The 16530-nt window shown below is 72.8% G+C and carries 1 protein-coding gene; it reads left to right on the forward strand.

Going from position 1 to position 16530, the window contains the following annotated elements; all coding sequences use genetic code 11:
* The first annotated feature begins 19 nt into the window (after positions 1 to 19).
* Positions 20 to 16528, forward strand: a complete 16509-nt coding sequence (locus OG782_RS18940) for an SDR family NAD(P)-dependent oxidoreductase (RefSeq protein WP_406452482.1) — start codon at positions 20 to 22, stop codon at positions 16526 to 16528.
* Positions 16529 to 16530 lie beyond the last annotated feature (2 nt).

Genomic DNA, 16530 nt, shown 5'->3' on the forward strand with positions numbered 1-16530 from the left:
CCCGACTCGACCTCACGGCATGAACAAGGACTCGGTGGGACCCAACATGTCCAATGACGACGCAAGGCTTCTCGACTACCTCAAGCGGGTCACGGCGGATCTGCACCAGACCCGGCGCCGGCTCCAGGAGGCCGAGAACCAGGACCACGAGCCGATCGCCATCGTGGCGATGAGCTGCCGCTACCCGGGAGGCGTCAGCACCCCCGACGACCTGTGGCGGCTCGTGGCCGAGGGCCGGGACGCCATCACCACCTTCCCCACCGACCGCGGCTGGGACCTCGACGGGCTGCGCGGCGCCGAGCCCGAATCCGCCGGCGGGTCCGGCAGCAGTTACGTCGACGAGGGCGGCTTCGTCCGTGACGTCGCCGGATTCGACGCCGGCTTCTTCGGGATCAGCCCCAACGAGGCGCTCACCATGGACCCGCAGCAGCGGCTGCTGCTGGAGGTGTCCTGGGAGGCGATCGAGCGGGCCGGGATCAACCCGGAGTCGTTGCGCGGAAAGCCCGTCGGTGTGTTCGCGGGCTCCGGAATCCAGGACTACGAGTACCTCACCGGAGCGGCCGGCGAGGTCGCCGAGGCCTACATGACCACGGCCAACGCGGCCGCCGTCATCTCCGGCCGGATCTCCTACACCCTGGGCCTCGAAGGCCCCGCCGTCACCGTCGACACGGCCTGCTCCTCCTCGCTCGTCTCCCTCCACCTGGCCGCCCAGGCCCTGCGGCAGCGGGAGTGTTCGCTGGCCCTCGCAGGCGGCGTCATGGTGATGTCCACCCCGTCGCCCTTCATCGCGTTCAGCCGGCAGCGCGGGCTCGCTCCCGACGGCCGCTGCAAGGCCTTCGCCGAGGCCGCGGACGGCACCGGCTGGTCCGAGGGCGCGGGCATGCTCGTACTCGAACGGCTCGTTGACGCCCGGCGCAACGGCCATCCCGTGCTCGCCGTCGTGCGGGGCAGCGCCGTCAACCAGGACGGCGCCAGCAACGGCCTGACCGCCCCCAACGGCCGTGCGCAGCAACGCGTCATCCGCCAGGCCCTCGCCAACGCCCGGCTCTCCGCCGGCCATGTCGACGTGGTCGAGGGGCACGGCACCGGCACGACCCTGGGCGACCCGATCGAGGCCCAGGCGCTGCTGGCCACCTACGGTCAGGGGCGCGAGGAGGACCGGCCGCTGTGGCTGGGCTCCATCAAGTCCAACATGGGCCACGCACAGGCCGCCGCCGGTGTCGGCAGCATCATCAAGATGGTCGAGGCGATACGCCACGGCGTGCTCCCGAAGACCCTGCACGTGGACGAACCGTCGAGCCACGTCGACTGGTCGGCCGGCCGGGTGCGGCTGCTGACCGAGACCCGGGAGTGGGAACGCGTCGAGGACCGGCCGAGGCGAGCCGGTGTCTCGGCCTTCGGCGTGAGCGGCACCAACGCCCACATCATCCTCGAAGAGGCCCCGCCGGAGCAGTCCGAGACCCCGGAGGCCGCGGACGAAGCTCCCGAGGCGCCCGCGGCCGTGGTGCCGCTGCCCGCCTTCCTGCCCTGGCTGGTCTCCGGCCGCGACGCCGCGGCTCTCGCCGCGCAGGCCGGCCGGGTGCACGCCCATGCCACAGCCGGTCCGGAGCTGCGCGCTGCCGATCTGACGTACTCCCTGGCGACCGGACGTGCCGCACTCGAACACCGCGCGATGGTCCTCGCGGACGGCCGTGACGCGGCTCTGTCCGGTCTCACGGCACTGGCCGGGGGACAGCCGCATCCCGGGCTGGTGCAGGGGGTCGTCACGCAGGGCCGGACGGCGTTCCTGTTCACGGGTCAGGGTGCGCAGCGGGTCGGTATGGGCCGTGGGCTGTATGAGGCGTTTCCGGTGTTCGCGGAGGCGTTCGACGCGGTGTGTGCGGAGGTCGACGCGCCCCTCGGGCAGTCGTTGCGTGAGGTGATGTGGGGCCGGGACGCGGACGCGGATGCGGATGCGGATGAGCTGAATGCGACCGCGTTCGCCCAGCCTGCCCTGTTCGCTTTCGAGGTGGCGTTGTTCCGGCTGGTCGAGGCGTGGGGTGTGACGCCTGATGTGGTGGTCGGGCACTCGATCGGTGAGCTGGCCGCCGCGCATGTGGCGGGGGTTCTGTCGCTTGCGGATGCGGCCCGGCTGGTCGTGGCGCGTGGCCGGCTGATGCAGGCGCTTCCTGCCGGTGGCGCGATGGTGGCCGTGCAGGCGACCGAGGCTGAAGTGCTGCCGCTGTTGACCGACGGGGTTGGGATCGCGGCCGTCAACGGCCCTTCGGCTGTTGTGGTCTCGGGTACGGAGGCGGCCGCCCTCGCCATCGGTGAGCACTTCGCCGCCGTCGGCCGCAAGACGACCCGGCTGGCTGTCTCGCACGCGTTCCACTCGGCGTTGATGGAACCGATGCTGGAGGAGTTCCGTGCGGTGGCCCAGGAGTTGACCTTCGGCGAGCCGCGGTTCCCGGTGGTCTCCACCGTTACCGGCGAACAGTGCGCGGAGTGGCAGTCCGCGGAGTACTGGGTCGGCCAGGTCCGTAACCCCGTCCGTTTCGCCGACGCGGTGCGCACTGCCGAGGAGCTGGGCGCGCGTACGTTCGTGGAGATCGGCCCGGACGCGGTGCTGACCGCCCTCGGGGCCGGCGCCGCCACCGACGACACCACCTTCATCCCCCTGCTGCGCCGCGACCGCGACGAGGCCCGGGAGGCGCTGGCCGGGCTCGGAGCGGTCTGGGCGCGCGGCGCCGACATCGACTGGGCGGCGCTCTACACCGGTACCGGTGCTTGTCGCGTCGACCTTCCCACGTACCCCTTCCAGCGCACCCGCTACTGGGTCGAGGGCAACGGCTCCGCCGGTGACCTCTCCGCCGCCGGTCTCGCGGCCGCCGGGCACCCGCTGCTCGGCGCCGTCGTCTCCCTCGCCGACTCCGGCGGTGTCGTCCTGACCGGCAGGGTCTCCGTCTCGTCCCAGCCCTGGCTGGCCGACCATGTCGTCGGGGACTCCGTGGTCTTCCCCGGCACCGGCTTCGTCGAACTGGCCGTCCGGGCCGGTGACCAGGTCGGCTGCGAGTCGCTCGAAGAACTGATGCTCCAGTCGCCGCTGGTCCTTCCCGAGCGGGGTGCCGTCGCCCTTCAGGTCGAGGTGGGCGCCGCCGATGCCTCCGGGCGCCGCCCGGTCAGCGTTCACTCCCGCCGCGACGACCAGCCCGACCAGCCCTGGACGCTGCACGCGGCCGGTGTCCTGGCGGCCACCACCGCGGACTCGGCCCCCTTCGACCTGGCCGCCTGGCCGCCGGCCGCCGCCACCCCGATCGACACGGACGGCGTGTACGAGACGCTGGCCGCCGCCGGACTCGCGTACGGGCCCGCCTTCCGTGGTCTGACGGGTGCCTGGCAGTCCGGCACCGAGGTCTTCGCCGAGGTCGAACTGCCCGACCGGGCCAGGCCCGGGGCCGCCGACTTCGGTCTGCACCCGGCGCTGCTGGACGCCTCCCTGCACGGTTCCGTGTTCACGGACCTCTTCGCCGAAGCGACCGGCCCGGTCCTGCCGTTCGTCTGGACGGGGGTACGGCTGCACGCCTCCGGAGCCACGCGCCTGCGGGTCCGTATCGCCCCGGACGGTGCGGGAGCGGTCGGCCTGTCCGTCGCCGACGAGACGGGCCGGCCGGTCCTGTCCGTCGACTCCCTCGTCATGCGCGAGGTCTCCGCCGAGCAGCTCGCCGCCGCCCGTGCGGTCGCCCACGAGTCCCTGTTCGGCCTGGAATGGGTCGAACTCCCGGCCACGGGCCAGGAGTCCGTGCCGGCCGACTGGTCCACCCTGCGCGCCGACGGGTCCGTACCCGAGAGCGTCGTCCTGCGTTCCCGGCACGCCGGCGCGGACCCCGCGAGCGTCCGCGCCGCCACCACCGAGGTACTCGCCGCACTTCAGCGCTGGCTGGCCGACGACCGGTACACGGCCTCGCGTCTGCTCGTCGCGACCAGCGGGGCGTGCGCCCGTACCGGCGAACCCCACGAGGACGTCCTCGACCTGGCAGGGGCGGCCGTCTGGGGCCTGGTGCGCTCCGCGCAGGCGGAGAACCCCGGGCGGCTGTTCCTCGCGGACCTCGCCGACCTCGGCAGCGACACCCAGGCCGCCACCGCGCTGGCCACCGGTGAGTCCCAGACCCTCGTACGCGGCACCGCCGTGTACGGCGCACGCCTCGTCCGGCTCAGCGACGACCCCGGCAAGCGCGTACGGCCGGACTTCGGCAACGGCACCGTCCTGGTCACCGGCGCGACCGGCGCGCTCGGACGCCTGGTGGCCCGGCAGCTCGTCGAGATCCACGGCGTACGGAGCCTGCTGCTGGTCTCCCGGCGCGGCATCGACGCCCCCGGCGCGGCGCAGCTGTGCGCCGAGCTCCGGGACCTCGGGGCGCAGACCACCGTCGAGGCCTGCGACGTCGCGGACCGCGACGCCCTGGCCGACCTCGTCAACGGCGCACCGCGCGCCGCCGGAGCACCCCTCACCGGCGTCGTCCATCTCGCCGGTGTGCTCGACGACGCACTCATCGCCTCGCTGACCCCGCAGAGCCTGGACATCGTGCTGCGCGCCAAGGCCGATGCCGCGCTCCATCTGCACGAGCTGACCCGGGACCTGGAGCTGTCGGCCTTCGTGCTGTTCTCCTCGGCCACCGGTGTGCTGGGTGTTCCCGGACAGGGCAACTACGGGGCGGCGAACGCCGTGCTCGACGCGCTCGCCACCCACCGGCGCGCCCACGGTCTGCCCGCCCTGTCCCTCGCCTGGGGACTGTGGGCGAGCGGCATGTCCGGCGCTCTCACCGACGCCGACCTCCAGCGGATGAGCCGCACCGGAATCGGAGCCCTGACCTCGGCCTACGGCCTGGACCTCTTCGACCGGGCCCTGACGGTCGACACCCCTGTCGCCCTGCCGATCCGGCTGGACGTACGTACCCTCGCCGAGGCCGGCGACGCCCTGCCGCCGCTCTTCCGGAAACTGGTGCGCGTACGGGCCCGGCGTACCGCCGCGTCCGCGCCGGAGGCGGCCGGGGCCCTGCACGGCCGGCTGGCCGGGCTGGACCGGGAGGAGCAGGAGAGCGTCCTGCTCGACCTGGTGCGTACCCAGGTCGCGGTGGCCCTCGGCTACCCCGGCCCGGACGCGGTCGACGAGACCCGCGCCTTCAGCGAGCTCGGCTTCGACTCGCTCACGGCCGTCGAGTTCCGTAACGCGGTCAGCGCCGCCGCCGAGGTCCGGCTTCCCGCGACCCTGGCCTTCGACTACCCCAGCCCGCGCGCCCTGGCCCGCCACCTGCTCGACGAACTCAGCGGCACAGTGGAGGAGTTGAGCCAGGCGGGCAGCATGGCCCGGTCGGGTTCGGTGGAGAGCGATCCGATCGTGATCGTCTCCATGGCCTGCCGCTACCCGGGCGGTGTGCGAACCCCCGAGCAGCTGTGGCAGCTCGTCGCCGACCGCGTGGACGCCGTCACCGGCTTCCCCGCCAACCGGGGCTGGGACCTGGACCGCATCTACGACCCGGCCTCTGAGCGCCCGCACACCAGCTACGCCAACGAGGGCGGATTCCTGCACGAGGCGGGCGAGTTCGACCCTGCGTTCTTCGGGATCAGCCCCAACGAGGCCGCCGTCATGGACCCGCAGCAGTTCCTGCTGCTGGAGACGGCCTGGGAGGCCTTCGAGCGGGCCGGGATCGACCCGGAGACGCTCCGGGGCAGCATGACCGGCTACTACGCCGGAATGATGTACCACGACTACGCGGCCAACAACAGCACCGGAGCCATCGCCTCCGGCCGCGTCTCGTACGTCTTCGGCCTCGAAGGCCCCGCCGTCACGGTCGACACGGCGTGCTCGTCCTCGCTGGTGGCCCTGCACATGGCCGCTCAGGCGCTGCGCTCGGGCGAGTGCTCGCTCGCGCTGGCCGGCGGCGTTGCCGTCATGGCCACCCCGGAGGTCTTCGTCGAGTTCAGCCGTCAGCGAGGCCTGGCCCCGGACGGCCGCTGCAAGTCCTTCGGCATCGGTGCCAACGGCACGGGCTGGGGCGAGGGCGCGGGTGTCCTGCTGCTGGAGCGCCTCTCGGACGCGCGCCGCAACAGCCACCCGGTGCTGGCGGTGGTCCGGGGTTCGGCCCTGAACCAGGACGGTGCGAGCAACGGCCTGACCGCTCCGAACGGTCCTGCTCAGCAGCGGGTGATCCGTCGCGCCCTCGCGGACGCCGGTCTGTCGGCGGCGGAGGTCGATGCGGTGGAGGCGCACGGCACCGGCACGGTCCTGGGCGACCCGATCGAGGCGCAGGCCCTGCTTGCCACCTATGGCCAGGGCAGGCCCGAGGGCCAGCCGCTGTGGCTGGGCTCAATCAAGTCGAATATGGGTCACACGCAGGCGGCGGCGGGTGTTGCGGGGATCATCAAGATGGTGATGGCGATGCGGCACGGTGTGCTGCCGCCGACGTTGCACGCGGAGGAGCGCTCGGACCAGGTGGACTGGTCGGCCGGTGAGGTGGAACTGCTCACCGAGGCCCGGGAGTGGCAGCAGGCCGGTCACCCGAGGCGCGCGGGCATCTCCTCGTTCGGGATCAGTGGGACGAACGCCCATGTGATCGTCGAGGAGGCGCCCGCGGACGCGGAGGAGACCGCTGAGCGGGCCGAACTCCCCATCGTGCCTTGGGCGGTGTCGGCCAAGACCGGCGAGGCACTGGCAGGTCAGGCCGAACAGCTGCTGGCCGTGGCCGGCGACCACAGGCCCGAGGACATCGGGCTCTCCCTGGTGACATCGAAGTCCGCGTTCGAGCACCGGGCGGTGGTGCTCGGCGACCGGCCGGGTGCGCTTGCTGCTCTCGCGGCCGGTGAGGAGCACCCGGATCTGGTGCGGGGGCTTGTCGCGCAGGGCAGGACGGCTTTCCTGTTCACGGGTCAGGGTGCGCAGCGGGTCGGTATGGGTCGTGGGTTGTACGAGGCGTTCCCGGTGTTCGCGGAGGCCTTTGATGCGGTGTGTGCGGAGGTCGACGGTCACCTTGGGAGGTCGTTGCGTGAGGTGGTGTGGGGTGAGGACGCGGATGCGCTGAATGCGACCGCTATCGCTCAGCCCGCGCTGTTCGCCTTTGAGGTGGCGTTGTTCCGGCTGGTCGAGGCGTGGGGTGTGACGCCTGATGTGGTGGTCGGGCACTCGATCGGTGAGCTGGCCGCCGCGCATGTGGCGGGGGTTCTGTCGCTTGCGGATGCGGCCCGGCTGGTCGTGGCGCGTGGCCGGCTGATGCAGGCGCTTCCTGCCGGTGGCGCGATGGTCGCGGTGCAGGCGACCGAGGCCGAGGTGCTGCCGCTGCTGACCGACGGTGTGGGTATCGCCGCCGTCAACGGACCGCAGTCGGTCGTGGTCTCGGGCACTGAGGCTGCCGTGCTCGCCGTCGGTGAGCACTTCGCCGCTGCCGGCCGCAAGACCAGTCGGCTCGCTGTCTCGCACGCCTTCCACTCAGCTCTGATGGAGCCGATGCTGGAGGACCTCCGGGCCGTGGCGGAGGAGCTGACCTTCAGCGAGCCGCGCATCCCGGTCGTCTCCACCGTCACCGGCGAACTGTCCTCGGATTGGCAGTCTGCGGAGTACTGGGTCGATCAGGTCCGCCGACCCGTCCGGTTCGCGGACGCCGTCCGTGCCGCCGAGGAGTTCGGTGCGCGTACGTTCGTCGAGATCGGCCCGGACGCCGTACTGACCGCTCTCGGGGCCGGAACCGCCGCCGACTCCGCCACCTTCGTCCCCCTGCTGCGCAGGAAGCGTTCCGAGTCCGAGGCGCTGGTCGCGGCCCTGGGCCGGTTGTACGTGGAGGGCTCCCGGGTCGACTGGGAGGCGTTCTACGCCGGATCCGGTGCTCGCCGCGTCGACCTTCCCACTTACGCCTTCCAGCGCACTCGCTACTGGATCGGCACCGAGGAGTACCTCGCCAACTCCTGGATCGGCAGCGGCAGCGGCAGCATCGCGACGGCCGGGCTGACCGATGCCGGTCACCCGCTGCTCGGTGCGGTGCTGCCGTCGCCCGACACCGATGTGGTCACCTTCACCGGCCGGCTGTCCGCCGGTACGCACGGCTGGATCGTCGACCACGACGTCCTCGGGAGCATCCTGCTGCCGGGCACCGGCTTCGTGGAGCTGGCCATCCGGGCCGGTGACCAGGTCGGCTGCAACGTGCTCGAGGAGCTGGCGCTACAGGCGCCGCTCGTCCTTCCCGAGCGCGGGGCCGTGACCGTGCAGATGGTCCTCGGTGCTGCCGACGCCTCTGCCCGGCGCTCGGTGAGCGTCTACTCCCGCGCCGAGGACCGGCCGGATCTGCCGTGGACCCTGCATGCCGACGGCGTACTCGCCTCCGGCGCCGGGGCCACCGGATTCGACCTCTCGGCCTGGCCGCCCGCAGGCGCGGACGCACTGTCGCTGGACGGCGCGTACGAGGGGCTGCGCGAGCGGGGCTTCGGATACGGGCCGACGTTCCAGGGCCTCAAGGCCGCCTGGCGGGACGGCGATGTGCTGTACGCGGAGGTCGCCCTCCCGGAGCAGGCACACGCCGAAGCCGAGAAGTTCGGTATCCACCCGGCACTCCTGGATGCCGCCATGCACGCGGCACTCGTGAACGGAACGGGCGGCGATGAGACCGTGCTGCCCTTCGTCTGGCGGGACGTCACCCTGCACGCGGCGGGCGCCTCCGTCGTACGGGTACGCATCACCCAGCCCACCCCGGAAAGCCTCTCCTTGCAGGTCGCCGACGGCACCGGGGCCCCGGTGGCCACCGTCGGCGCGGTCGTGGGCCGTCCGGTCTCCACCGAGCAGCTCGACACCGGCGGGCACGACTCCCTCTTCCGAATCGCGTGGAACCCGCTGCCCGAAGCCGTCTCCACCAACACCCGGACATCCGCCGAGGTGCCCGCCCCCGTCGTCTTCGAGTGCGGAACGCGCGGCCTGGACGGGGATGTTCCGGGTGCTGTGCGCGGTTTGGTGGGTGGTGTGTTGGGGGCGGTGCAGGAGTGGTTGTCGGTTGAGCGGGCTGAGGGTGCGGTGTTGGTGGTGGCCACGCGGGGTGCGGTGGCTGTCGATGACAGTGATGTGGATGTGCGTCAGGCTCCGGTGTGGGGTTTGGTGCGGGCGGCGCAGGCGGAGAATCCGGGCCGGTTTGTGCTGGTGGATTCGGATGGTTCGGTGCCGTGGGAGCGTGTGGTGGCTCTGGGTGAGCCGGAGTTGGTGGTGCGTGAGGGGGTGGTGTGGGTTCCCCGGCTGGTCCGTGCCGCGGGGGATGGTTCGGGTCCGGTGTGGGATGGGGACGGGACGGTCCTGATCACGGGTGGTACGGGTGGTCTGGGTGCGCGGGTGGCCCGGCATCTGGTGTCCGTGCACGGGGTGCGGAGTCTGTTGCTGGTGGGGCGTCGGGGTGCGGATGCTCCCGGTGTTGCTGATCTGGTGGCGGAGCTTTCCGGCATGGGTGCTTCGGTGGCTGTCGCCGCTTGTGATGTGGCGGATCGGGATGCTCTGGCCGGGGTGATCGGGTCGGTGGATCCGGCGTATCCGTTGTCGGGTGTGGTGCATGTGGCGGGTGTTGCGGACAACGGTGTGGTTGGGTCGTTGACGGTGGCGCGGGTGGATGCGGTGTTGCGTCCGAAGGTGGATGCGGCCTGGCATTTGCATGAACTGACTGCCGGAATGGGTTTGTCGGCGTTTGTGATGTTCTCGTCGGCCGGTGGTCTGGTGCTGGCGGCGGGGCAGGGTAATTACGCGGCGGCCAACGTGTTCCTCGACGCGCTCGCGGCTCATCGTCGTGCCGAGGGCTTGCCGGCCTGCTCCATGGCCTTCGGCCTCTGGGCCGTCGACACCGGCATGACCAGCGTCGACATGCTGGGGCTTGCCGAGGAGCGGATGGCGGCCCAGGGGCTGCCCGCCCTCTCCGAGGCCGAGGGCCTGGCCCTGTTCGATGCCGCACTGGCGTCGGGCCTGGCCGCCACCGTGCCGCTCCGGGTCGACACGAACGTCCTGCGCGCCCGTGCCACCGCCCTTCCCGCCCTGCTGCGAGGACTCGTACGGGTTCCCGTACGCCGCAGCGCACAGTCCGCGGACGGCGGTGACGGGCTCCTCGCCCGCCTGGCCGGACTTGACGCCGATGCGCGTGCTGCCGCGCTCCTCGACCTCGTACGGACGCAGGTGGCCGGCGTGCTCGGCCACGCCTCCGCCGACGCCATCGAACCGGAGCGGGCCTTCAGTGAGTTGGGCTTCGACTCGCTCGCCGCGGTCGAACTGCGCAACCGGCTCGGTGCCACGACGGGCCTTCGGCTCCCCGCCACCCTGATCTTCGACTACCCGACCGCGCAGGCCGTCGCCGCCTTCGTGGGTGAAGAGGTTGCCGGTTCGGACCGCGCCGCGCTCGTGCCCGCCCGCACCCTGCCCGTCGGTGGCGGAGCGGACCGGGACGACGATCCGGTGGTGATCGTCGGTATGGGCTGCCGGTATCCGGGTGGGGTGACCACGCCCGAGGGGTTGTGGAACCTGGTCGCGGACGGGGTCGACGCCGTTGGTGACTTCCCCGGCGACCGTGGGTGGGATCCGGAGGTGTACGACCCGGAGCCGGGTACGCCGGGCAGGACGTACACCCGCGAAGGCGGTTTCCTCTATGACGCACCCGAGTTCGATCCGGTGTTCTTCGGGATCAGCCCCAACGAGGCACTGATGATGGATCCGCAGCAGCGGTTGCTGCTGGAGGTGTCCTGGGAGGCGATCGAGCGGGCCGGGATCGATCCGACGAAGCTCAAGGGTTCACCGACCGGTGTGTTCGCCGGGGTGATGTACCACGACTACGCACTCGGCGTGGAGGCCGCGGCCAGCAGTGGCGGCAGTCTCGTCTCCGGCCGCACCTCGTACACGCTGGGCCTCGAAGGCCCCTCCGTCACCGTCGACACCGCGTGCTCGTCCTCACTGGTCGCCCTGCACATGGCCGCCCAGGCCCTGCGGGCGGGCGAATGCTCGCTGGCGCTGGCCGGCGGTGTCGCCGTCATGGGCACCCCGGGCATGTTCATCGAGTTCAGCCGGCAGCGCGGGCTCGCCCCCGACGGCCGGTCCAAGTCCTTCGCGGCCTCCGCGGACGGCGTCGCCTGGGGCGAGGGCGCGGGCGTGCTGCTGCTGGAGCGGCTCTCCGACGCCCGCCGCAACGGCCACCCGGTGGTCGCCGTGCTCCGTGGCTCCGCGCTCAACCAGGACGGCGCCAGCAACGGGATGACCGCCCCGAACGGGCCCTCGCAGCAGCGGGTCATCCGTCAGGCCCTCGCCAACGCGGGCCTGGCGCCTGCCGAGGTCGACGCGGTGGAGGCCCACGGCACCGGAACCACTCTCGGTGACCCCATCGAGGCCCAGGCACTGCTGGCCACCTACGGTCAGGGGCGCGAGGAGGACCGGCCGCTGTGGCTGGGCTCCATCAAGTCCAACATGGGCCACACGCAGGCGTCCTCGGGCGTCGCGGGCGTCATCAAGATGGTCATGGCCATGCGGCACGGCGTCCTGCCGAGGACCCTGCACGTGGACGCGCCCTCGGACCAGGTCGACTGGGCCGCCGGAAACGTCGCCCTGCTCACCGAGGCCCGGGAGTGGCAGCCCATGGACCGGCCCCGCCGGGCCGGCGTCTCCTCCTTCGGCATCAGCGGGACGAACGCCCACGTGATCGTCGAGGAAGCACCCGAGGCGGCGCCGGAGGAGGCCACAGTCGCCGGCTCCGAACTTCCTTCCGTGCCCTGGGTGTTGTCCGCCAAGTCCCCGCAGGCCCTGGCCGCTCAGGCCGAACGGCTGATGGAGCGGGTCATGGAGCAGCCCGGGACCGGTCCGGCCGACCTCGGCCTCTCACTGATCGCCACACGCACCACATTCGCCCACCGGGCCGTGGTGGTCGGTGCGCGGAACGAGGAACTGCTGCGTGGTCTGACCGCACTGGCTCAGGGGCGCAACGCGCCCGCTGTGGCCGTCGGCCAGGCTCGCCGCAGCGGAAGGACGGCGTTCCTGTTCACCGGGCAGGGGGCGCAGCGACTGGGTATGGGTCGTGGGCTGTACGAGGCGTTCCCCGTCTTCGCGGAGGCGTTCGACGCGGTGTGCGCGGAGATCGACGGTCACCTCGGGAGGTCGTTGCGTGAGGTGGTGTGGGGTGAGGACGCGGATGCGCTGAATGCGACCGCCCTTGCTCAGCCCGCCCTGTTCGCGTTCGAGGTGGCGTTGTTCCGTCTCGTCGAGGCGTGGGGTGTGACCCCGGATGTGGTGGTCGGACACTCCATCGGCGAGCTGGCCGCCGCGCATGTGGCAGGGGTCCTCTCCCTCGCCGACGCGGCCCGGCTGGTGGTCGCCCGTGGCCGGCTGATGCAGGCCCTGCCTGCTGGTGGCGCGATGGTCGCCATCCAGGCGACGGAGGCCGAGGTGCTGCCGTTGCTGACCGAAGGTGTGGGGATCGCGGCCGTCAACGGGCCGCAGGCGGTCGTCGTCTCGGGTACCGAGGCCGCCGCGCTCGCCGTCGGTGAGCACTTCGCCGCCGCAGGCCGAAAGACCAGTCGGCTCGCCGTCTCGCACGCGTTCCACTCGGCCCTGATGGAGCCGATGCTGGATGAATTCCGTTCTGTGGCAGCGGGGTTGTCCTACTCCGAGCCGTGTCTCCCGGTGGTCTCCACCGTCACCGGCGAACTGTCCTCGGACTGGCAGTCGCCGGAGTACTGGGTCGGCCAGGTCCGCGAGGCCGTGCGCTTCGTCGACGCCGTGGGCGCGCTGGAGCGGCAGGGAGTCACGCGCTTCCTGGAGATCGGCCCGGACGGGATCCTGACCGGTCTCGCCCAGCAGATCATCGGCGGCGACGGCGCGCGCGGCGATGGCGGCGGTGAGGGAGTTCTCGTGCCGGCCGTGCGCCGGAACCGGCCCGAGCCGGAGTCCCTGGTCGCGGCCGTGGGCCGTCTGCACGTCGACGGCGTACGGGTCGACTGGGAGGCGTTCTACGCCGGTAGCGGTGCACGTCGCGTCGACCTTCCCACGTACCCCTTCCAGCGCACCCGCTACTGGGTCGACGCGGCCAAGCCGGCCACGGATGCCGTTGCCGTCGGCCAGGACGCCCTGGACCACCCGCTGCTCGCGGCCGTCGTCGCGTCCCCGGACTCCGACGCGGTGACCTTCACCACCAGGATCTCCCTGGACACCCAGCCCTGGGTGGCCGATCACGCCGTGCACGGCGCCGTCCTGCTTCCCGGCACCGGCTTCGTGGAACTCGCGCTGCGGGCCGCCGACCATGTCGGCTGCGGGCTGCTGGAGGAACTGACCCTCTACGCACCGCTCGTCCTGCCCGAACGGGGCGGAGTCGCCCTCCAGGTCGTCGTCGGCGAGCCCGACGCACAGGCCCGGCGGGCCGTACGGGTGTACTCGCGCCCGGAGAGCCACCCCGAGGAGCCGTGGACCCGGCACGCGGACGGCATGCTGGCCCCGGCCGGCGGTGCGGCGGGCGACGCGCTCACTGCCTGGCCGCCCGCCGGCGCCGAGGAACTGGACGCCGACGGGCTGTACGACAGCCTTCAGGAGCGCGGGTTCGGCTACGGCCCGGTGTTCCAGGGGCTGACTGCGGCCTGGCGGCACGGTGACGCGCTCTACGCCGAGATCGCACTGCCCGAGCAGGCACACGCCGACGCCGGGCGCTTCGGGCTCCACCCCGCCCTGCTCGACGCCTCCCTGCACGCGCTCGGCTTCGGCGGGCTCGGCGCCGAGGAGGACGACGGGCAGGCGCTGCTCCCCTTCTCCTGGGCGGGCGTCACCCTGCACGCCGCGTCCGCGACCGCTGTACGGGTCCGGCTCGCACCGGTCGAAGGCCGGCGCAACGCGGTGCGCCTGGACCTCACCGACCCGGCCGGGGCCCCCGTGGCCTCGGTGGACGCGCTGCAACTGCGGCCGGTCGCGGCAGGGCAGCTCTCCGCCGGCGGGTTCCGGGACGCGCTGCTGGCCGTCGAGTGGCAGCCGGTCGGCGCCGGCAGCGGGCCGCGCGGGGACTGGGCGATCGCCGGACCCGGCCTGGAGGTGGCCGGGGTTCCGGTGGTGCCGGGACTCGACGCGCTGGGAGCGGCGGGCGCCGCCGTGCCGGACCTGGTGCTGCTGCCCGTCCTGGCGGACGGGCCCGCAGCGGGCGGTGAGGACGAGGTCCCGGCAGGGATGCGCACCGCCGTGGACGGGGCACTGGCCGCCGTGCAGCAGTGGCTGGACGGGCCGGGGTTCGCACAGTCGCGGCTGGTGCTGGTGACCCGGGCCGCGGCGGCCGTCGCCGACGGCGACCCGGTCGATGTGCGCCAGGCCCCGGTGTGGGGTCTGGTGCGGGCCGCGCAGGCCGAGAACCCCGGCCGTTTCGTTCTGCTGGACCTGGAGGAGGGCGAGCCGTCGCCGCGCGCGCTGGCCTCAGCGCTCGCCTCGGACGAACCCGAACTCGCCGTCCGCCGGGACAAGGTGCTCGCGCCCCGGCTCGCCCGTTCCGCGGCGCCCGGCGGTGACACACCGTGGGACCCCGAAGGAACCGTCCTGATCACCGGCGGCACCGGGGGGCTGGGCGCGATCGTCGCCCGCCACCTGGTGACCGAGCACGGCGTACGTCACCTGCTGCTCGCCGGCCGGCGGGGGCTCGGGGCGCCCAACGCGGCCGGGCTCCGCGACGAACTGACCGCGCTCGGGGCCCGGGTGGAGATCGCCGCCTGCGACGTCTCCGACCGGGCGGCCGTGGCCGCGCTGATCGGGGGCATCGACCCGGAGCACCCGCTGCGCGGGGTCGTCCATGCGGCGGGCGTCGCCCACAACGGGCTGGTCGGGGCGCTCACCCCCGAGCAGATGGACCATGTGCTGCGGGCCAAGGCGGACGCCGCCTGGCATCTGCACGAGCTGACCGCGGGGCTCGACCTGACGGTGTTCGCGCTGTTCTCCTCGGCCGGCGGCCTGGTCATGGCCGCCGGGCAGGGCAACTACGCCGCGGCCAACGTCTTCCTCGACGCGCTCGCGGCCCACCGCCGCTCGCGGGGTCTGGCCGCCACCTCCATGGCCTTCGGGCTGTGGGCCACCGAGACCGGGCTCAGCCAGTGGCTCGGCGAGGCCGACCTCCAGCGGATGCGGCGCACCGGAACCCCGGCACTGACCGAGGAGGAGGGCCTGTGGCTCTTCGACACGGCGGTCGCCGCCGACGCCGCGGCGCTCGTGCCGCTCCGCGTCGACCTGGGCGCGCTGCGGGCCCGTACCGATGAAGTGCCCGCGCTGCTGCGGGCCCTGGCGCCCGCCGGGCGTCGCCGGGCCGGTGCGGCGGCCGTCGCCCGGGAGACCGGCGGGCTCGCCCAGAAGGTGCGCGGGCTGGACGAAGCGGCCCGGACCCGGGTCGTGCTCGAAGAGGTCCTCAGCCACGCCGCCGAGGTCCTCGGGCACGCCGACGCCGGGGCGGTGGACGCCGAAGCGGGCTTCCTGGAGGCCGGATTCGACTCGCTGACCGCCGTCGAACTGCGCAACCGGCTCAACGCGGCCTCCGGGCTCGCGCTGCCGGCCATGGTGGTCTTCGACAGCAGGAGCCCGCTCGATCTGGCCCGGCTGCTCGCCGGCCGACTGGCCGCGGCCGAGGGCGACGCGGGGCAGGGCGCAGCGCCCGCAACGGACACCGGCAGCCGGCTCGACGACACCCTGTACGGGCTGTTCCTCGACGCGATCATGTCGGGGAACCTCCAGCCCGGACTGGCCATGCTGCGCTCGGTGGCCGCACTACGGCCGTCCTTCGCCACGGCGGCCGATCTGGCGGAGCTGCCCGCAGCGGTCTCGTACGGGGCCCGCGGCGCGACGGGCACCGACGGGCGGACGCCGCCCCGGCTGATCTGCCTCAGCACCCCGACCGTGGCGGGTGGCGTGCACCAGCACGCCCGGCTCGCGGCCCGGCTGTCGATGCCGGTGTCCGGGATCCCCACCCCCGGGTTCGCACGCGGTGACTCGCTGCCCGAGTCCTTCGACGCGGCCGTGGACGTTCTCGCCGAGGCCGTGCTGCGTACCGCGGGAGGAGAGCCGTTCGTCCTGCTCGGCTTCTCCTCGGGCGGCCTGCTCGCCCATGCCACCGTGGCACGCCTGGAGCGGGTGCACGGGGTACGGCCGGCCGGTCTGGTCCTCCTGGACACGTACTACATGGGCCGGACGAACGACGCGATCTTCGACCAGATGGCCTTCGCGGTCCCCGACAAGGCGGCCACGCTCGGATCGTTCAGCAGCGCCGAACTCTCCGCGATGGGCCGGTACGTGGAGCTGCTGCCGCAGTTCACCCAGGCGGACATCGAGGCGCCCGTGCTGTTCGTACGGGCCGGGAACCTCTTCGAGACGGGCGAGGACGCCGGGATCGATTCCGGCGACGGCTGGCAGGCCGACTGGGAGGGCGCGGACACCGTGGCGACCGTTCCCGGCACGCATTTCACCATCGTCGAGCAGCACGTCGACACGACGGCCCCCGTGATCGACAGCTGGCTCAAGGACCTGAACGACCTCAAGGAGCGGATCTCCTCATGAGC

Origin of the sequence: Streptomyces sp. NBC_00876 (assembly GCF_045207435.1) — a bacterium.
GTDB lineage: Bacteria > Actinomycetota > Actinomycetes > Streptomycetales > Streptomycetaceae > Streptomyces.

Coding starts and splice junctions, on each gene's coding strand:
- OG782_RS18940 (WP_406452482.1), top strand. CDS start 20: ATGAACAAGGACTCGGTGGGACCCAACATGTCCAATGACGACGCAAGG.